The organism is Roseburia sp. AF02-12 (assembly GCF_003461765.1).
GTDB classification, from domain to species: Bacteria; Bacillota; Clostridia; order Lachnospirales; family Lachnospiraceae; genus Roseburia_C; species Roseburia_C amylophila.
This window is the reverse complement of record NZ_QTXS01000001.1, coordinates 1-21103: the sequence shown is the minus strand read 5'-3', so window position 1 is coordinate 21103 and position 21103 is coordinate 1. Positions and strand designations below refer to the sequence as shown.

At 41.7% G+C, this 21103-nt stretch carries 14 protein-coding genes, 3 tRNA genes and 1 other annotated feature; of the genes, 3 read left to right on the top strand and 14 right to left on the bottom strand.

What is annotated here, in order from left to right; genetic code table 11:
• Positions 1–7: 7 nt before the first annotated feature.
• From DV740_RS00090 to ispF, 4 genes are all read right to left on the bottom strand, one after another.
• The gene (locus DV740_RS00090; protein ID WP_022242900.1) at positions 8–469 is read right to left on the bottom strand and encodes a Mini-ribonuclease 3; all 462 of its coding nucleotides are present in this window, start codon (positions 467–469) and stop codon (positions 8–10) included.
• Positions 454–1872: a cysteine--tRNA ligase gene (gene cysS, locus DV740_RS00085; RefSeq protein ID WP_117698606.1), complete on the bottom strand. Its 1419-nt coding sequence runs from the start codon at positions 1870–1872 to the stop codon at positions 454–456. Before cysS ends, DV740_RS00090 begins: the two co-directional genes overlap by 16 nt.
• A 31-nt stretch (positions 1873–1903) precedes the next feature.
• Complete coding sequence (epsC, locus tag DV740_RS00080) at positions 1904–2581, bottom strand: serine O-acetyltransferase EpsC (protein ID WP_022242902.1); 678 nt, start codon at positions 2579–2581, stop codon at positions 1904–1906.
• 113 nt (positions 2582–2694) lie between these two features.
• Positions 2695–2913, bottom strand: a binding site (T-box leader).
• Positions 2914–2992: 79 nt separating this feature from the next.
• A complete protein-coding gene (gene ispF, locus DV740_RS00075) occupies positions 2993–3532 on the bottom strand; it encodes a 2-C-methyl-D-erythritol 2,4-cyclodiphosphate synthase (protein WP_118087201.1) in 540 nt (179 codons plus the stop codon).
• 380 nt (positions 3533–3912) lie between these two features.
• Between ispF and DV740_RS00065 the strand changes: the two genes are divergently transcribed.
• Positions 3913–4407 carry a DUF6512 family protein gene (locus DV740_RS00065; protein WP_117840662.1) on the top strand — a complete coding sequence of 165 codons (495 nt, stop codon included), beginning with the start codon at positions 3913–3915 and terminating at the stop codon, positions 4405–4407.
• A gap of 132 nt (positions 4408–4539) precedes the next feature.
• Here DV740_RS00065 and DV740_RS00060 read toward each other — a convergent pair.
• The 5 genes from DV740_RS00060 to DV740_RS00040 all read right to left on the bottom strand — a co-directional run bounded on the left by DV740_RS00060 (position 4540) and on the right by DV740_RS00040 (position 10020).
• Positions 4540–4613, bottom strand: a tRNA-Met gene (locus tag DV740_RS00060).
• 23 nt (positions 4614–4636) lie between these two features.
• Positions 4637–4709 (bottom strand) — tRNA-Val (locus DV740_RS00055).
• Positions 4710–4917: 208 nt separating this feature from the next.
• Complete coding sequence (locus tag DV740_RS00050) at positions 4918–5769, bottom strand: DegV family protein (protein ID WP_118057671.1); 852 nt, start codon at positions 5767–5769, stop codon at positions 4918–4920.
• 25 nt (positions 5770–5794) lie between these two features.
• Positions 5795–8215, bottom strand: a complete 2421-nt coding sequence (locus DV740_RS00045; protein WP_118087199.1) for a homocysteine S-methyltransferase family protein — start codon at positions 8213–8215, stop codon at positions 5795–5797.
• Complete coding sequence (locus tag DV740_RS00040; RefSeq protein ID WP_118087198.1) at positions 8212–10020, bottom strand: bifunctional homocysteine S-methyltransferase/methylenetetrahydrofolate reductase; 1809 nt, start codon at positions 10018–10020, stop codon at positions 8212–8214. The genes DV740_RS00045 and DV740_RS00040 overlap by 4 nt, the downstream gene beginning before the upstream one ends.
• A gap of 169 nt (positions 10021–10189) precedes the next feature.
• On the opposite strand from DV740_RS00040, the gene DV740_RS00035 reads away from it, so the two are divergent.
• Positions 10190–11029: a Cof-type HAD-IIB family hydrolase gene (locus tag DV740_RS00035; protein WP_118087197.1), complete on the top strand. Its 840-nt coding sequence runs from the start codon at positions 10190–10192 to the stop codon at positions 11027–11029.
• Between the two features lie 365 nt (positions 11030–11394).
• Here DV740_RS00035 and DV740_RS00030 read toward each other — a convergent pair whose 3' ends face one another.
• Positions 11395–15198, bottom strand: coding sequence for a phosphoribosylformylglycinamidine synthase (locus DV740_RS00030; RefSeq protein ID WP_117698611.1), 3804 nt, complete (start codon positions 15196–15198; stop codon positions 11395–11397).
• 178 nt (positions 15199–15376) lie between these two features.
• Between DV740_RS00030 and DV740_RS00025 the strand changes: the two genes are divergently transcribed.
• Positions 15377–16261, top strand: coding sequence for a LysR family transcriptional regulator (locus DV740_RS00025; RefSeq protein ID WP_022243377.1), 885 nt, complete (start codon positions 15377–15379; stop codon positions 16259–16261).
• Here DV740_RS00025 and DV740_RS00020 read toward each other — a convergent pair.
• From DV740_RS00020 to DV740_RS00005, 4 genes are all read right to left on the bottom strand, one after another.
• Positions 16256–18607, bottom strand: a complete 2352-nt coding sequence (locus tag DV740_RS00020) for an ATP-dependent DNA helicase (protein ID WP_118087196.1) — start codon at positions 18605–18607, stop codon at positions 16256–16258. The genes DV740_RS00025 and DV740_RS00020 overlap by 6 nt on opposite strands.
• A gap of 251 nt (positions 18608–18858) precedes the next feature.
• Positions 18859–19086: an HPr family phosphocarrier protein gene (locus DV740_RS00015; protein WP_117698613.1), complete on the bottom strand. Its 228-nt coding sequence runs from the start codon at positions 19084–19086 to the stop codon at positions 18859–18861.
• Between the two features lie 465 nt (positions 19087–19551).
• Complete coding sequence (locus tag DV740_RS00010; RefSeq protein ID WP_158561478.1) at positions 19552–20505, bottom strand: magnesium transporter CorA family protein; 954 nt, start codon at positions 20503–20505, stop codon at positions 19552–19554.
• A gap of 434 nt (positions 20506–20939) precedes the next feature.
• Positions 20940–21010, bottom strand: a tRNA-Trp gene (locus tag DV740_RS00005).
• Positions 21011–21103: the final 93 nt, after the last annotated feature.

Here is a 21103-nt window from a genome sequence, read left to right as displayed (position 1 = left end):
TTCCATTCTACTTTCCTCCTGCCAGATCATTCTTTCCGGTCTTCACATTATAGTGTCTGATTGCTTCTTTCGCCAGTTCCAAAATCCGCTCAAACTGATCCGTCAGATATAAATAGCCCATCAATGCTTCAAAGCCGGTGGCACGGCGATAATCTGACATAGTTGCGTTTTTTGCCATGGTCGGAGACTTGGCATTTCTGCCTCTGCGGTAAATTTCCGTTTCGTCTTCCGTAAGCATCGGAGTCAGTGTCTCCATCATCGTTGCCTGCGCATGTGCTTTCACCAGATGGCTGGTGGTCTGATGCAGACGGGATGCCTTGGTATTGCCTTTTCCAACTACAATGCTTCTTATGACAAGGTCATAAATGCCATCTCCTATGTAGGCAAGTGCCAAAGGGGAGTAGGTTGCTACATCCACCTTTGGCAGGTCAAAATATTCTTTGATATGGGAATCTATGCCTTTTTCCATTTTACACCCTCTCTGGTATCCTCTAAGACAATTCCTTTTTCCAAAAGTTCATTACGAATTGCGTCTGCTTTGGCAAAATCTTTTTCCTTCTTTGCAGCCTTACGCTCTTCGATTTTTTCTAATACATATGCTTCTAAATCTGCATCGATCTCATCGGCAGGATTTGCTGCTTCTCCCGCTGCCAAATCAAGAGATAATACATAATCAAAATCTTTTACCAGTGCAAGCTTGGTTGCATCGGTCATATCGGCTTTCAATACTTCATATACTACAGTCAGTGCCATGGAAGTATTTAAATCATCCTCTAATGCCTGCAGGAATTTCTCTTTGTATGCATCAAATTTATCCTGCTCTACTTCTGTAGACGCATCCAGTTTTGCAATGGTCTTACGAAGCTTTACATAGGAATTTTCCATATTATCCATTACTTCATAAGAGAATTCCAATGGCTTTCTGTAATGGGACTGCAGACAGAACATACGATATACCAGCGGCAGATAACCTTTTTCTTCCAATAAGGAAACGGTCAGGAAATCTCCCTTGGATTTACTCATTTTTCCTGATTTATCATTCAGATGATGCACATGGAACCAGTAATTACACCATTTGTGTCCAAGATATGCTTCACTCTGTGCAATCTCATTGGTATGATGTGGGAAAATATTATCCACACCACCACAGTGAATATCCATATATTCGCCTAAATGCTTCATGCTGATGCAGGAGCACTCGATATGCCAGCCCGGATAACCAACGCCCCATGGACTATCCCATTTCAGTTCCTGGTTATCGAATTTGGACTTGGTAAACCACAATACAAAATCACTCTTGTTGCGCTTATTTTCATCCTCAGATACGTCATCACGGACACCTACCATCAGCTCTTTTTCGCTCTGGCTGGAAAATACATAATAATCATCTAATTTTGATGTATCAAAATATACATTTTCTCCGGCAATATATGCATAGCCTTTCTCTAAAAGTACCTCTATCATATGAATAAATTCCGGGATACAATTGGTTGCCGGCTCTACCACATCCGGACGTTTGATATTTAATTTGGAGCAATCGGAAAAAAATGCATCGGTATAATACTTTGCAATCTCCATAACGGTCTTGTGCTCACGCTTTGCGCCCTTTAACATTTTATCCTCACCGGTATCTGCATCACTGGAAAGATGTCCTACGTCTGTTATGTTCATGACACGCTTTACATCATAACCTGCATAGCGAAGGGTCTTCTCTAATACATCTTCCATAATATAGCTGCGCAGATTTCCGATATGTGCAAAATGATATACGGTTGGTCCGCAGGTATACATTTTCACTTTGCCATCTTCGTTTGGCACAAAGGTCTCTACTTTTCTTGTAAGGGTATTAAAAATCTTTACGTTGTTCTCCATGTTATCCTCCATCGTTCCTGGAATTACTTATTTAATTCTTTTCTACTTCCTGCTTTAATGCTTTTATCTCTTTTTCCATATCAATGATACGGTTGCATAATTCTGAATTTTCCCGCTGCAATACATTGATGTCTTCCTGTACCGGGTCCGGCAGATTGCACTGATCCATATCGCTGCGTGGAATTTTTACATTGTTACGTTTTACGATTCGTCCCGGAACACCTACTACCGTACAGTTTGGCGGCACCTCTTCAATTACCACACTCCCTGCACCGATTTTCGAATTCTCGCCTACCGTAAAGGAACCGATGATTTTTGCTCCGGCACTTACCATTACATTATCCTCTAAGGTCGGATGACGTTTTCCGGTTTCCTTACCGGTTCCGCCCAGGGTTACACCCTGATATAAGGTTACATTATCTCCGATAATTGATGTCTCTCCGATGATAACGCCGGTACCATGGTCGATAAAGAATCCTTTTCCAATTACTGCGCCCGGATGTATCTCAATTCCGGTTTTTCTTGCTGCTTTCTGTGAAATATATCTTGCCCGGAAGAAATGTCCCTTCAGGTAATGCTTATGTGCACGCCTATAACTAAGCATAACACGAAATGACGGATAAAGCAAAACCTCCATTGGAGATTTTAATGCCGGATCACGCTCCTTGATAATCTCAAATTCCTCTTTTAATTCTTTTATAAAACCCATGATTACAGCCTCCTGTTCACTGTATAGATTCTTTCCTTTATGCATGCAAGCATGCGATTTTTACTTTACAGGAAAGCAATTTCCTATAAAGTAAAAAATCGTCTCTATATAAATATAGAGACGAAGTTATTCCGCGGTTCCACTCTAAGTAAAGCATTGCTGCTTTCCCTCAATACACGTAACATGTGCTATTCGTTCCTGGCTACTTGCTTTCACCGGGACTGCTTCCGGATGCACTTCATATACTTTGGAATCAAGACTGCTTTCAGCCGATGACAGTCTCTCTCTTTTATTCACGCATGTATACTACTCTTTCCGTTCACTGCATTTATCAATTCATTTCTGAATCATTTTTAAATTCTTTTTACGCTACTAGTTTATGCACGAATTGCCATTTTGTCAATAGAAAAGTTATTTTCCGCATCCCAGGCAGCCTGCACAATTTCGTTCACTGCCTCCCACTGCTATGCTGTTTTCATAGATACTTGAGATAGCACAGATTGCCTGGGAGCTGATTCCATCTTCGCTTCCGGTAAAGCCAAGCCCTTCCTCTGTGGTTGCCTTTACATTTACCTGACTGACGTCTATCTTCAATGCCTGTGCAATATTTTCTTCCATCTTCTCAATGTGTGGACGCATCTTTGGCTTCTGGGCAATAATCGTAGCATCGATATTATCAATGACATAATTCTCTTTCTCTAAAAGCTGTCCCACTTCTTCCAATAATTTTATACTGGAAATCCCCTCATATGCCGGGTCTGTATCCGGAAAATGCTTTCCGATATCTCCTAAAGCCGCTGCCCCCAGCAACGCATCCATGATGGCATGTAACAATACATCTGCATCCGAATGTCCCAGCAAGCCAAGACTGTGCGGTATCTCCACTCCGCCTATGATTAATTTTCTTCCTTCTACTAATTTATGAACATCATATCCCATTCCTACTCGCATGTGATTACCTGCTTTCTTTTTTTCTTTTCAACTTTCCGGCTCTCTGCTTCCGCCCTATCTCAGTCCAGCTCCGCAGTGCACGCGGGAAGCTGCCATGCACCTTCCCGCTCTCGGGCTTTCGCCCTATCTCGGTCCAGCTCCGCAGTGCACGCGGGAAGCTGCCATGCACCTTCCCGCTCTCGGGCTTTCGCCCTATCAAAAACAAGGAAAATCCAGTTTTGTCTGCAAGCAGCCAATCTGGATTTTTCTTGTTTTTGGCACTGCTCAATGCTTACGGACATTATACCACACTGGAGGTATTTTCTGATAGCTGTTTATAGATTTCTTTTTTCATATTATTTCCTGTTTTGCATCATACTATAGTTTCAGGAGGTATTTTTATGAATTCTAAAAAACTTTTTATCTGGGGTTTTCTCTTTGTGTCTGTGATTGGATCCCTATTACATTTCGTCTATGAATGGTCCGGTAACAATTCCATCGTACGGCTTTTTGCACCATGGAATGAATCCACCTGGGAGCACATGAAGCTTCTTTTCTTTCCAATGCTGGTTCTTGTGCTTTTTCTCTTTTTCAAACTGCCGGAACAAAGTCCGATTCCAGTAGCACTCTCCATTGGGACGCTGGTTGGATTGGCATTGATTCCAATTCTCTTCTACACATACACCGGTGTGCTGGGCTTCTCTGTCATGGCGATTGATATTGCAATTTTCTACATCAGTGTTCTGGGTGTCTTTCTTACCGGATGGTTTCTGAAAGATAACCGCAAACTTGCCAACCGCAGTGGACTGCTACTTACCTGCCTTGTAATTCTTGCAATTCTGTTTTTTATCTTTAGTTACTATCCGCCTGAGATTGGACTTTTTCAAGAGCCATAAGCTATTTTTAAATAGGGAAACAGGTCGGTAAGGGATTTACAAGAAATTCTCACCTGCAGTTCTTTCCTGATGCCAGATTTTTTCTTGCTACTCGCAAAAAAAGAATCCTGCATCTGCAAGATTCTTTTTCAGTAGCGGAAGGGAGATTTGAACTCTCGACACCACGGGTATGAACCGTGTGCTCTAGCCAACTGAGCTATTCCGCCATATTCAATTATTTGTTTTGGAATGGGACCTACAGGGCTCGAACCTGTGACCCTCTGCTTGTAAGGCAGATGCTCTCCCAGCTGAGCTAAGATCCCATATTCCTGCGGGTTACTCATCTGCAACCCGCTTTGCTAGTATACTATATAGGAATAGTGAAGTCAAGCACTTTTTCAAAAATATTTTTGAAATATTTAAAATTTTTGAAAATATTTCAAGATTCAAAATTACTCAAATAATTCTGTCAAGCTGCCGAATACCTGCCTTATGAGATACCTTTGCAAATCATATATCTCTCCGTACTCCCTACTCCTTCGCAATAAACAAAACACCCAGTGTTCCCGGTCCACAGTGGCTGGATACTACACCACCCGCTCTGGTCTCTAAAATTTCACGAAAGACATGAAGGTCATTAAGGTACGCACGTACTTTATCTACGATTTCCGGGGCACTGCCGGAATGAGTGATAAATACGCGTTCCGGCCGGGCATTCTTCATTGCTTCTTCCATGTCTTTCACATAAGAGAGCACAACCTTTTCCATATTGCCACGGTATTTCTTGCCCGGTCCCATCTTACCATCTTCCACACTGATGCGGGGATGGAGTTTTAACGCACCTCCTGCTAATGCAGCAAGTCCGCTGCATCTGCCGCCACGATAAAGATAGGTCAGTGTATCCACCACAAAGCTCGCTCTTACCAGTGGCTTTAATGTCTCAATATAGGAAGCAATCTCTGCTGCGCTCTTTCCCTGCTGTGCCATTTCGGCTGCTTCTATGACAAGAAGTCCGATACCGGTAGAAAGGTTTGCTGAATCGATTACAGTCACCAGATTTTCCGCATTCAGTTCTTCCGCTGCAAGACGCATGACATTCATAGAAGAAGACATCCCGGATGCAATGGCAAAACAGATAACCTCCTGACCTTTTTCTACATAAGGCTTTAACAATTCTACTGCCTGCTCTGCGGATGGTGCTGAAGTCTTTGGAGTGGTCTTGTGTTCATCCGACCAGTCAAAAATCTCCTGCGGAGTAATATTTACTCCATCCAGATATTCTTCGTCACCTAATAAAATGTGAAGCGGAAGAATGGTAATATCATAACGTTTTACCAGTTCTTCAGATAAATCACAGGTACTATCTGAAATTATCTTTACCATATCAAAAACCTCCCAAAATAAAAATTTACATTTCTTCCAGCAGACGCTCTACCAGTTTTACACAATCAGCTGCATCCGGGGAATAGCCATCTGCACCGATTTCATCTGCAAAGCTCTGTGTAATTGCTGCGCCGCCTACGATAATCTTGCTGTTGCAGCCGCGCTCTTTTGCCAGTTCTACCACATCCTTCATACGCATCATAGTAGTGGTCATCAGGGCAGAAAGTCCGATAATCTGGGCATTTTCTTTTAACGCTGTATCCACAATAATATCCGCTGCCACATCCTTGCCAAGGTCTAAAACACGATAACCATAGTTACGGAGCATCAGTGCTACCAGATTCTTACCGATATCGTGTATGTCACCTTCTACGGTTGCAATAATAATGGTTGCCTTTGGCTCTGCGTCCTTATCTTTGGAAAGCATTGGCTCCAAGTATTCAATGGCATGCTGCATGGTCTGCGCACTGGAAATCAGCTGCGGCAGGAAATAAATCTGCTTGTCAAAAAGAACACCTACTTCATTAATGGCAGGAATCAACTGTCCATTAATAATCGCTCCCGGTTCTTCTCCTGCTGCCAAAGCTTTATCTACTTCTTTTAAAATATTGCCCTTATTTCCCTTTAATACACAGTCAAATACCGGATTTGCCGGCTCTAAAGTGCCTGCCGAAGCTGCGTTATCGGTTGCCGGAGCTTCCTTCTGTGCCCGTTGGTTCATCCGATTGATATAGCGGATATCGGAACCTTCTTTATGTAAAAGCATATCCGAAGCCACTGCCGCATTCATTAATAAATCCTGGGATGGATTTGCAATTGCCATCGTAAGTCCTTTTGCAATTGCCATAGTAAGAAATGCACTGTTTACATAAATACGTTCCGGCAGACCGAAGGAAATATTGGAAAGTCCACAGGCTGTAGCAAGTTTTAACTCATCCTTACAATACTGGATGGTATCAAAACATTCCAATGCTGCCAGCGGATTGGCACCTACCGTTGCTACCAGTCCGTCCACGATAATATCTTCTTTATGAAGACCGATTTTTAAGGCGGCATCTAAAATGGTACGGACAATCTGCCGCTTCTCTTCTGCGTCTTTTGGAAGTCCCTCGTCAGAAAGCGGAAGCAAAATAAACATTGCTCCATATTTCTTTGCAATCGGAAGCAATTTTTCGAATTTCTCTTTTTCTAAGGAAATAGAGTTAATCAAAGCTCGTCCCGGATAAATACGAAGTGCTGCTTCAATAATATCCACATGGGATGAATCGATACAAAGCGGACAATCCACTGTATAAGTAACCTCATGAATGGTATTTAACATCATCTGTTTCTCGTCAATTCCATTCATACCCATATTGACATCCAGAATGGCTGCACCATTTTCTTCCTGCGCCCGTGCCATATCACGAACCATATTAAGGCTGCCTTCCCGAAGCTCTGCCTGCAATTTCTTCTTTCCGGTCGGATTAATCCGCTCACCAATTACCATAAATGGTCCGTCCAAATCAATTTCTACCGTCTTACGCTCGGAAGTAAGCACTCTTCGTCTTGGTGCTTCCACATGATGGATTCCCATTGGTTTTACTTTATCTGCCAATGCTTTGATATGTGCCGGGGTCGTTCCACAGCATCCACCAATAATCGAAACGCCTTCTTCGATTAATTTTGCACCAACTTCTGCGAATTCTTCCGGTGTGGTCTTGTATACCGTTACACCATCCTCTAATTCCGGTAATCCGGCATTTGGCTTTGCCAAAACAGGAACATAGGCATATTCTACAGTCTGGCGAATCGGCTCTAACATTTCCTCTGGTCCTGTGGAGCAGTTCATTCCCACTGCATCAGCACCCAGGCTCTGCAACGTAACTACCGCAGTTACCGGATCTGTTCCATACAAGCTTCTGCCATCCTCGTTATAAGTCATACTTGCCATAATCGGCAAATCACAGGTTTCACGGATTGCCAGCACAGCGGCTCTTGTTTCCTGCAGACTCATCATGGTCTCAATGATAAATAAGTCTACTCCCGCATCTGCCACAACTTTGACCTGTTCTTTATAAATATCTACCAGTTCTTCAAACTGCAATTCACCCATCGGATAAAGCTGCTGACCGGTCATGGTAATATCACCGGCTACCAGCGCTTTTCCGCCTGCTGCCTCTTTTGAAATGGCAACTAATTGCTGGTTCATCTCTACCAGCTTATCTGCCAGTCCATATTCTTCTAATTTAATGCGGTTTGCAGTAAAGGTCGGTGCCAAAAGAATCTGTGTTCCAGCCTCCACATAAGCCCGCTGCAAATCTATCATGATCTGTGGATGCTCTAAAATCCACTGCTCCGGGCAGACTCCTACCGGCATTCCTGCATTCTGAAGATTGCTTCCGGTTGCACCATCTAAGATAACCGGTCCATTTTTTACTAATTCCTTAAATTCCTCTCTTGTCATCTGCGTTCTTCCTCCTGTCGGATTGCCTCAATAATTCTCGCAATTAAGCCCGTCCGGTTAAATGGTGTCATAAAATAAAATCCGTCTGCAATATCATATAATTTTGCTGCGATTTCAACAGATAATTCAATTGCCACTTCTTCTGCCTCTTCTCTTGTCATATCTTCCCGATACCGGTTTACAATTTCATCGGAAACATGGATGCCCGGCATCTCATTTTTCACAAACATTGCATTCTTATAGCTTACCAGCGGCATAATACCGCACATGATTTTCGTGTCAATGTGTTCTTTGATATAAGTCAGTCTTTCCACATCTTCCTCGGTATATACCGGCTGTGTCAGGAAATAACCGCATCCTGCTTCCGCTTTACGCTTCATCCGTTCAATAATCGCATCCGGATTGGCGCCATGATAATTCAGTGCACCACCATAATAAACCGGCTCCTGTGCAAAAACTTCTAAATTCATTTCCTTAACATACTGCATCAGTTTAATGGAATTGAAATCAAAAACAGAAGTCACTCTTTCGCGGTCTGCCCTTGAAACCGGGTCTCCGGTCACAATCAGGAAATGGCGGACATCATTCATATGCATGCCTAAAAGACCTGCCCGCAACGCAATCACATTGCGGTCACGGCAGCTGATATGTGGCATTACTGCCACACCGGTCTTCTGCTGGATTTTCACTGCCAGCTGTCCGGCATCCATTCTCGCCCGCGCCATTGGGGAATCGGAAAGGGTAATCAGATCCACATTACATTTTCTTAAATCTTCTGCTCCTTTCATAACCTTGGATGCATCCTCGGAAAATGGCGGGTCCAATTCTACAATATAAGCCTTCTCCCCACGGGAAAGCTTCTCTTCAAAAATAGATGGAGTTCTTGTAACCTCCTGCGTTACTACATTTTCAATTTTCTTTACTGCCTTCGGCACATCCTGTAACTCGCCAGAAAGCAAAGCAATATATTCCGGTGTGGTTCCACAGCAGCCACCTAAAATATCGGTGCCAAGGGCTGCAATATCCTTCATTTTTTCTGCATAATAAGATGCATTATTGGAATAAATTGTCTTTCCCCGCAAAGTATATGGGTACCCTGCATTTGGAAGTGCTGATACGAATTTGTCACTGGAGAACTTCAGGTTCTTCATAAACTGATACATGTGGGTACTGTCCAGTTCACAGTTAAATCCATAGGCATCCACATTTTCCATCTCGGAAGCTTCTACTGCCACACGTTGCATGGAGAGACCTGAGCGGGTGTATCCACTCTTGTCAAACGCAAACTGCACCAGAATAAATGCGTCTGATTTTTCTTTGATATATGCCGTCACCGGCTCAATATAGGTAAAGTCACTCTGTGTCTCAAATACAAAACAGTCTGCGCCACAGGAAAGGAAGGTGTCACAAATTTCTTTGTACTCCTGTAACACATTGTCATAGTCCTGATGGTCAAGATCATAAATCGGTCCTAAATCTGCTCCGATAAATACCGGAATCTCTTTTCCATTTTCTGCCTGAAATGCGGTTACTGCTTCCTTTGCAATCTCATAGCCCGCCCGGACTGTCTCTTTTACTTCCTGCATATCTGCAAGAAACATGGTATTTGCTGCAAATGTATTGGTGCGGATCAGCCTTGCTCCCGCACGCAGATATTCTAAATGAATCTCCTTAATCTGCTCCGGATTCTTGAGATTCTCCTTTTCTGCAATCACAGTATCTTCGCTGTATTTTTCCTCATAATAAGTGCCCATGGCACCATCGGTTATCAGTCTTTGTTCTTTGATATATTCCTTTATATTCATAGTATACTCCAGTTTATCTTACATTTGAATTCCTACTAATTATATATGTAAGCTCCTTTTCCTGCAACTTAAAAATATAAATTTAATCCGGTGAGTTGCTTTTTTCATTTTCTGTGCTACACTGTTATTCATTGACAATGATATTTTCAAATACAAAGGAGTACACTTGATGAATTCAGTAAAGCTAATTGCCTTAGACATCGATGGCACCCTCTATAATAAAAACGGTGTCATTACCTCTTATAATAAAGAAATGATTCGAAAAGCCGTAGAAAACGGGATTACCGTTATTATCTCCACCGGCCGGCCTTATATCGGTCTTCCTGTGGATGAAATGAAGGAGCTTGGCATCCAATATGCCATTACTGCCAACGGTTCTGCGGTATACCGCGTCCCGGAAAAGGAACTGCTCTTAGATGAAAGCATGGATACCAATTTAAGTGTCCGGCTGTTACGCAAGCTCTATACGCAGTCTCTTCATATCGATGCCTTTATCAATGGTGACGGCTATACCCAGTTTTCCACCAGCGAGCTTACCAACCTATTAGATATTCCGGATTCCTTAAAAAAATATATCCAGACCACCCGGAAGACGATTACTGACTTAGCTGCTTATATCGAAGAACATAAACTTTGTGTTTCAAAACTGACTTTAAACTTTGCACCGGATGCAGATGGAAGCTATACCACAAGAGAAAAAACAAAAGAAATCTTAGACACCTTCCCGGAAGTCACTTATGTGTCCGGCGGTTTTCATAACTTAGAAGTTACCAGATGCGGCATTGCCAAATCCAAAGGACTTAAATTCCTCTGTGATTACCTCCACATTTCCATGGAAGATACCATGGCGGTAGGTGACAGCGAAAATGATCTCGATATCGTCAAAGCTGCCGGCATTGGCGTTGCCATGGGAAATGCGCAACAGCTCTTAAAAGATTCGGCTGATTTCATTTCCCTTTCTAATGAAGAAGATGGTGTTGCATACGCAATCGAGCGGTTCTGCTTTTAACAGAACCGCTCGTTGTATACGCTAGAACTTTGTACATACTTTATATTTACGTCGTAAAGTATTCATCGTATAGTCGTTATAATCTATTTTCTTATCCTTCTGAAGTCTTCCTAATACAATACCTGGATCACGATTTATTTTATTTGCAAATTTCTTAATAGCCTGTAAATCAAATTCACCCTGTCTTATAAATTCCTGATAATACCCTTTCGGAATCAGACTATCTTCTGCGAAACGATTCGCCGCTTCCTCCTGCTCACCACAATTTTTAATGTTTCATGTACTTACCATCTTCTACTAAAAAAAGACCTTGCAGAAAGGATTTCTCCTATCTACAAGGTCTTGCTCTTCTTTATTCCTATTTTTTATTTGAAGTATGCTACTCCACTTTCAAATAACTTCATATCCTGCTCGCCGTAAATGTTAACTGCAACAGACTCTCCACGACGCTCTGCATGTGCCATCTTACCAAGGACACGTCCGTCCGGACTGGTGATACCTTCGATTGCCATGTAAGAACCGTTTACGTTCCACTCTTCATCCATGGTTGGAACACCGGCTTCGTTTACATACTGGGTTGCCACCTGACCATTCTCAAAGAGCTTGTCTAACCACTCCTTCGGAGCAACGAAACGTCCTTCTCCATGGGATGCCGGGTTACAGTATACGCCGCCAAGCTCAGCCTGTGCTAACCATGGGGACTTGTTAGTCACTACCTTGGTATATACCATCTTGGAAATATGACGTCCGATGGTATTGTAGGTCAGAGTCGGTGAATCCGGTCTCTGGTGTGTAATCTTGCCGTAAGGAACCAGACCTAACTTAATCAGTGCCTGGAATCCGTTACAGATACCAAGTGCAAGACCGTCACGCTCATTTAAAAGCTTGTTTACAGCTTCTTTCATCTTCTCATTACGGAATGCTGTTGCAAAGAATTTTGCTGAGCCTTCCGGTTCATCTCCTGCGGAGAATCCACCAGGGAACATGATAATCTGTGCTTCATCAATTGCTTTTACAAATACATCAACAGAATCACGGATGTCTTCTGCATTTAAGTTCTTAAATACCTTTACGGTTACATCTGCACCTGCATTTTCAAATGCTTTCGCACTGTCGTACTCGCAGTTGGTTCCCGGGAATACCGGAATAAATACATGTGGGCGGGCAACCTTGTGCTTGCAGACGTAAATGTCTTTGGTATCGTAAAGTCCGCTCTTCACTTCTTCTGTTCCGGTGGTTGCTCTGGTTGGGAATACTTTCTCTAAAGTCTGTCCCCATGCTTCGATTGCTTCATCCATGGAAATGCTCATATCACCATAGATAAAGTTCTTGCTGTCATTTACTGCACCCACAACAGCTCCGTTTGCTGCAAGACCTGCTGCTGCAAGGATTTCCTGTGCTTTTGCAACTTTATTTTCCGGAACTTCTGCTACGATATTTCCAAAGCCCGGTGCAAATAATGTTTCTTTTGTTACATCTGCATTTACAGTAACGCCAAGTTTATTACCAAATGCCATCTTGCTGACTGCTGCTGCAAGACCTTTTCCGTCTAATGCATAAGCTGCTACGATAACGCCTGTCTCAGTCATTTCATGAATTGCATCATAAAGCTTCATAACCTGTGCGTAATCCGGCATATCATAAGCATCTTTTTCGATGGTAAATAACATCAGCTTATTATTTTCTTTCTTAAGCTCCGGTGTGATAACATCTTTTTCTTTTGCTACATCAACTGCAAAGGATACCAGTGTTGGCGGTACATCAATTTCATTGAAGGAACCGGACATGGAGTCCTTTCCACCGATGGATGGAAGTCCGAAACCAATCTGCGCATTATAAGCACCAAGCAGTGCTGCAAATGGCTGGCTCCAACGACTTGGCTCCTCCGACATTCTGCGGAAGTATTCCTGGAATGTGAAACGAATCTTGTGGAAATCACCACCGGCTGTTACGATACGGGAAACAGACTCTAATACTGCATAAGCTGCTCCATGGTATGGGCTCCATGAAGATAAATATGGATCAAATCCGTAACTCATCATGGTTACTGTATCGCATTTTCCATTCATAACCGGAAGTTTTGCAACCATACTCTGTGTCTCGGTCAACTGATATTTTCCACCATATGGCATGTATACACTGCCTGCTCCGATGGAACCGTCAAACATTTCTACGAGACCCTTCTGGGAACATACGTTAAGGTCTTTTAATTCATTTAACCATGCTGCTTTCATATCGCCTGCTGCAACTGCTTCTTCTACAGCCTTTGTGCCGATTTTATTTAAATAATTCTCTTCTTTTACCGGAAGCTCTACCTTTACATCAGTCTCCTGATGTGCTCCGTTGGTGTCTAAGAATGCTCTGGAAAGATTTACAATTTCTTTTCCTCTCCAGGATAATACTAATCTTGGCTCTTCGGTTACAACGGCAACTTTCACAGCCTCTAAGTTTTCTTCTTTTGCATAATCTAAGAACTGCTGTGCATCTTCCGGTGCAACAACAACTGCCATACGCTCCTGAGACTCGGAAATAGCAAGTTCTGTTCCGTCCAGTCCGGCATATTTCTTTGGTACTTTATCCAAATCAACTTGTAATCCGTCTGCAAGCTCTCCGATTGCTACGGACACTCCACCGGCACCAAAGTCATTACATTTCTTAATAATGTGGGCAACTTCTTCTCTGCGGAAAAGTCTCTGAATCTTACGCTCGGTAGGTGGGTTACCTTTCTGGACCTCTGCTCCACAGGTATCAATGGATTCTGTATTGTGTGCTTTAGAGGAACCGGTTGCTCCACCGCAGCCATCACGTCCGGTACGTCCGCCTAAGAGGATAATAATATCTCCCGGATCAGAAGTCAGTCTCTGAACGGCACGACGAGGTGCTGCTCCCATAACGGCTCCGATTTCCATTCTCTTAGCAACATAATCCGGATGATATACTTCTTTGACATATCCGGTAGCAAGTCCAATCTGGTTACCATAGGAACTGTATCCCTGTGCTGCGCCGCGAACCAGTTTCTTCTGAGGAAGCTTTCCTTCCATGGTATCTTTTACAGATACGGTAGGGTCAGCAGCTCCGGTTACACGCATTGCCTGATATACATAAGTACGTCCTGACAACGGATCACGGATTGCTCCACCAAGACAGGTTGCAGCACCACCAAACGGCTCGATTTCAGTTGGGTGGTTGTGGGTCTCATTTTTAAAGTTTACAAGCCATTCTTCTGTCTTGCCATCTACTTCAACAGGCACTACGATAGAGCAGGCATTAATCTCATCGGATTCTTCCTGATCCTGTAATTTTCCTTCTTTTTTCAGACGTTTCATTGCCATAAGTGCAATGTCCATTAAGCAGACAAACTTGTCATCTCTTCCTTCATACATTTTCTTATGTGTATCAAGGTAATCCTCGTAAGTCTTTTCCATTGGCTCTTTATAAAAACCATCTTCAAATGCAACATTTTTCAGCTCAGTAGAAAATGTGGTGTGACGGCAGTGGTCTGACCAGTAGGTATCCAGTACACGAATCTCTGTCATGGATGGATCTCTATCCTCTTCTCCATGGAAGTAGTTCTGAATATGTAAGAAATCCTTGAATGTCATAGCCAGTCCAAGGGAATCATAGAGTGCTTTTAATTCCTGCTCCGGCATATCCTTAAATCCGGTCATAATCTTAACATCTGCAGGCTCCGGGAACTCTGTTACCAAAGTCTCAGGCTTCTCCATGCCGGTCTCTCTGGAATCTACCGGGTTGATGCAGTGATGCTTGATTGCCTCTAACTGCTCAGCGTTGATATCTCCGTAAATAACATACGTTGTTGCGGTACGGATAACCGGCTCTTCATCCTCTTTTAAAAGCTTCACACACTGCTCTGCAGAATCTGCTCTCTGGTCGAACTGTCCCGGAAGGAATTCAACGGAAAATACTTTTCCATCCCCCATTTCAAAATTCTCTTCATAGACATCATCTACCGGCGGCTCTGAAAATACAGTCTGAACTGCTCTTTTATATACATCATCGGAAATGTTTTCAATATCATAACGAATCAGGACACGTACCTTATCTACTGCGCTGATTCCAAGATAACTCTTAATCTCTGCATGTAACTCTTTGGCGCGTACTGCGTAAGCGTCTTTTTTCTCTACATACACTCTTCTTACCTTACTCATCTTCTACCTCCTGAATGTTTACTTTCTTATGCTCATTATAGCACGGCATTATGAATAAGAACAATTAATATATTTAATTTTATTTATAAGAGTTACTAATGTTGACACAGTTATAAGTGTCACTTATAATAAAGGAAAATATGCAAGATATGCATTCTGATATGATAAAGGAGCCATTATGGATATTAATTACGAATTATATAAAGTATTCTATCACGTTGCTACTTCCTTAAGCTTCTCGGAAGCCAGCAAGCAACTTTACATTTCCCAGTCTGCAGTAAGCCAGTCCATCAAGACCTTAGAAAAGAAATTAGAGCAGCCGCTTTTTATCCGGAGCACCAAGAAAGTCCAGCTTACTCCGGCAGGACAGGTTCTGTTAAAACACATTGAGCCTGCCATGAATCTCATCGCCCGCGGGGAAAACCAGCTCTTAGAATCCAATACTCTTGGGTTGGGGCAGCTTCATATTGCTGCCAGCGATACTATCTGCCGCTATTTTTTAGTACCTTATTTAAAAGAATTTCATAAAAAATTTCCCAGCGTTCCCATCAAGGTTACCAATGCAACCTCTCTTGGCTGCGTTGACCTCTTAGAGCAGGGAAAAGTCGATATTGCCGTTACCAACTGCCCGAATGTACGATTAAATCAATCCTACATCCGCAAAATGGTACTGGATTTTACGGATGTATTTATTGCGAATCCATCCTACTTTAATTTAAAACAACAGGAATTAAGTTTCCGGGATTTAACAAAATATCCTCTGCTGATGCTCGATAACAAGAGTACCACCAGCGAATTCATGCACAATCTCTTCCTCTCCCATCAGTTGGAGCTGATTCCGGAAATTGAACTGAGCAGTAATGACCTTCTGATTGACCTTGCCCGTATCGGTCTTGGTATCGCCTGCATTCCGGACTATTGCTTGAAACATGAATCTAAGGATTTGTTTATCTTAAAAACTTTAGAACCTCTTCCACGAAGACAGCTTGCTGTCTCCGTAAATCCGAATCTTCCGATTCTTACTTCTACGGAAGAATTCTTAAACCTGCTGCCGACATTATAAATGCATTTCCTCCCAGAAGGCTGTCAGCTTTTCTTCCAGATTGGAAAGTTGGCACACACTCCGCTGTTCCCACTCTCTTGGGAACAGCCGCTGATAATCATTCTGCAGAAAGCGTTCATCCAAAAGCTCGATAATTCCCACATCTTCTGCAGTCCGGATAACGCGTCCCGCTGCCTGAAGTACCTTATTCATCCCCGGATACCGATAGGCATAGTCGAATCCCATACCCTCTTTCTTATCATAATACTCTTTTAAAATTTCCCGCTCATTGCTAATCTGCGGCAGACCGGTTCCTACGATAATTGCGCCAATCAACTGCTCCCTCTTTAAGTCAATTCCTTCTCCAAAGATTCCGCCCATGACACAAAATGCCACCAGTGACTCCTCTTTTTCTCCCTGAAATGCTTCTAAAAAAGCTTCTCTTTCTTCTTCCCGCATGCCGGATTCCTGACAGATGCAGGTAATTGTTTCATCCGTCCGTAACTCAAATGCCTCATGCACTTTTTTCAGGAAAAGATAGGATGGGAAAAACACCATATAATTGCCCTTTTTCTTCTTTATTGTACGATAAATATAATCTGCAATCCTTCCGTATTCTTCCGGTGTTCTTCTGGTATATTTACTGCTGACATCATTTCCGATTAACAAAAGTCTCTTATCCCGGGAAAATGTTGTCTTTGCATAAACCGCATAATTATCCGTTTTATTCGTCAAAAGCTCCTTATAATACTGAACCGGCAGCAGCGTTGCCGAGAAAAAAATCGTAGCATTTCCCTTATCCAGACACTCCTGCAGATTAAAGGACGGATCCACGCAAAAAAGCTTTATGACAAATCTGCCCTCTTCATCATGCTGTCCGTAAATCACATAATGCTCATCCACACGCTCATAGATATTCAAGAAATTTCTCAATTCAAAATAAAAATCAAGAACCACATCCCGCCCCGGGAACTCCGGATTCTTCTGCATATATTCTTCGATTTTTGCTGCAAGACGCATACAGGAGAAAATAAGATTCGGAATGCTTTCGTAAATCTGATAATTTTCGCATTCTCTCTTATATTCCAACATCAGCTTATTGCATTTACCCAGTTCTTTCTCAATGGCAGAGCTTCTTGGCTTCATAATTTTCCGCACTGCAAGAATATCTTCTTTGACAAGGACGGCACTATACATCTCCCGCCCACGCTCCACAAGATTGTGTGCCTCATCCACCAGAAAGATGTAATCACCCTTGATGCCATCTGCGAAAAAACGCTTTAGATACACATTCGGGTCAAAGACATAATTATAATCGCAGATAATATTATCCGCCCAGGTTGCCGTGTCCAGACACATTTCAAAAGGACAGACCTGATATTCTTTTGCATGTGCCAGCAAAACTTCTCTTGTCATATTATTTTCTTTCTGTAATAAATCATAAACCGCATCATTTACCCGGTCAAAATGCCCCTTTGCATAAGGGCAGCTTACGGGATTACAGTCCACTTCCTCACAAGGGCATAATTTTTCTTTCGCTGTAATCTGCACACTCTTTGCCCGATAACCCTTTTCACATAAAATGCCAAGGGTCTCTTTTGCCACATTTGCGGTAACAGTCTTGGCTGTTAAGTAAAAAATCTTATCACCTAAACCTTCTCCCACCGCTTTGATTGCCGGATATAATGTAGAAATTGTCTTGCCAACTCCGGTAGGTGCCTGAATAAACAGATTCTTTTTTCTGGCTATCGTACGGTAAACCCCGGCAGCCAACTCCTTCTGTCCCTCCCGGTACGGAAACGGAAATGCCAGTTCCTTAATGGATGCCTGCCGTTTCTTCCGCCACTCATACTGAAAATCCGCCCATTTCTTATATTTTAAAATCAAATCCGAAAACCATTCCTGCAGCTGCTGCATGGTATATTCATAAGAAAAATATTTCAAATCTCCGGTATCGAGATTTCCATATGTCATCTGAACATTGATTTTCTGTAAATCATTCTGGATTCCATATATGTACGCATAGCACTTTGCCTGTGCCAGATGTACCTTTATGGGTTCTTCCAATAAGTCAAGGCTTAAATATACGCCTTTTATCTCATCAATGGTAACTGTTTCTTCTATTATAATGCCATCTGCCCGTCCCCAGATTCCAAGCTCATAATTTTCTTCCTCAATGATAATATTCAAAGGAACCTCGGCATGGTAAGTGCTTCCCATCTTCTTTTGAATCTTCCGATGGAGTCTGCTGCCCGCCTGCATGGCTTCCATCGTATCAAGACTGGCTCTGCGGTTATCAATGTCTCCGGAACGCAAGATAAACTCCACCAGATTTCGTACCGATATTCTTATCTGCTCACGTTCCATTCCGCTGTCACCCCTTTTCATCCCATCTTATACTTATTTCTATTTATGCTATTCACTATTTTTTCTATTTATCAATTTTTGAAAAATCTCATTTTTCTAGCAGACTTTAAAGGAATTGAAACGTACTCTCATTTCATAATAACAAAAAAATACCAGATAGAAAAGACAATATCCAAATTGTCCTCTACCCGGTATTTCTTCTTACCTTATGAACCTGTATTTTCTGGCTGCCAGAAAACCTGTGCCATCATTTAAGCAGTTGCATACTTGCTTAATACATTCTCAAAGTTCATATCATGTCCGCCATACTTAACAGTAAGCTCTCGATTCAGATCAAGACTTAATACTCCAAGAAAAGACTTTGCGTCAATTATTACTCTATTGTATGAAATATCAATGTCAAAATCACATTTTCCTGCCTCACGTACAAAGTCTCTAACCTCTTCTGTGCCAGCTAATTTGATTTTCTTTTCATTCATTTTTTTCACCATCCTCAAAAAAATAAACTGATTTACTTTTGATTCTTGAGCATTATGACACCATTTCTTTTTTTTGTCAATTTTCGCTTACCATCTTAGTATATGAATTTTATGAGCATTTTACACAATAAATTTTTCTGTTTTTCTCAATTTTGGTCTTACCAAAATTAGTTTGCCTGTCACATTTTGTCGTTTTTTATGGTACTTTAGTCACATTTACAAGTTTTTTTTTACTCAGTCAATATTTTTTATCGTTTTTCACAAATTTTTGTGTCAAAAAATAAGGTAATAAGCCTCGCATTCCTTCAAAAGTCTTCAAAAAAGCTCCAAATTCCATCATTATTCCTAAACTTCTTTCTACACATAACATTTACATAATACTTACTATTGCACTTTTTTCCGTACATTCAGCGGTTTTCCATATAAGTGGACATTTTGTGTATTATAACGTGATTGTATCACTCATTATATTACGTCTTTCGAAGATATCCAGATCTGCTTTTTCTTGAAATATACTATCTCTATAATAATAAGAAGAACGGACACTCCGATTACTGCCAGATAACCATATTTCCATTGAAATTCCGGCATTCCCGGAAAATTCATTCCATACCAGCCTGTAATTAGTGTCAATGGCAAAAAGAGCGTTGTTACAATGGTCAGAATACTCATAATCCGGTTCTGGTGAATATCAATCTGCGTCTGATACATTTCACGGATTTGCTGTAAATACTCGCGGATTGTCTCTACGTAATTATGAAGCCGTTCCACACGATTCATATAGCGTTCCCAGCCCTGTTCCTCCTCTACTAAAGACTCCCGGTTCATATACATCTGCATGAAATCTCCCATATTCATCAACTGTTCATAATATGCCCGGCTCTCTGAAAGCTGCTTCCGATAACGCATAATTACTTCATTAAAATGCTCCGGTATCCTCTTAATTACAACATCCTCTACCTTCTCCAAATTTTCCTCTATCTTTTGCAGATAAAGAATATCATTGTCAATTAATGCATTACAAATAAAGAGCAACACCATATGAAGTGTGCAGCCATCAAACATATCATTTTTGACCTTTGCCAATATTTCCTGTAATTCCTCATCTTCTTCTATTAAAAATAGTTTATTTTCAAAGAGATAAAAGCCAAAGGAAAACTCTTTTTCCTTTTTACTTCCCTGTTTTGGTACATGTATAATCCCCTGTACACATTCATGAAATGCCTCTACTTTGCTATAGCGGATAAAACGCATGCTGCTAATCAGATTCTTTCGATGCGGATAATTTCCTTCTAATTGCTGAAATTCTTCCATATTTAATAGTATTATCTGCGGTTCAGATTCCTTTTCTATATTTTTCCCATTATCCCTCGCTAAAGAAAGTTCTCCTGATGCCGCATACAACCAATACCTGTTCATTTCTCTTACAGCTCCCTTCCTCACAATCCTGTTTTCATTCATCACATATTTTCTTCTATGTCAGTAGACTGCCCTTTATAAAACTTCTCTTTCATTACTTTCTCTTAGATTTTAACACTCTTTGTCTATTTTATACCACTTTTCTTTTTTATACAAAATTTACTGCTAATAGCTGTTTGTAAATTCATGCTAAGTCTGCCGGTAGCTTCTTACGAATACTTGACACAACTACGAGAAACACGCTTTGCGAGTTTCTCGCTACTCGCATAACAAAGAATGTGCCTTGGCACATTCTCGCGCCTGCGGCGGTCGCTTGCGACATCTACCTTATACGCCGCAGTGTGCATCCTCGCAGAGCGTTTTTTACTTTACAGGAAAGCAATTTCCTGTAAAGTAAAAAACAGAAAGTATAAAATATACTTTCTGTTTAAGAACAGGGGTGGAAGGAATCGAACCCTCCTCTGGAGTTTTGGAGACTCTTATTCTACCGATGAACTACACCCCTATATGCTAAAATGACGTACAAGTACGTCACAATAGGTTTGTTTTGTAACATACCTTCAAAACTTCATACAGGAATCCGAAAACTTTATTTCTA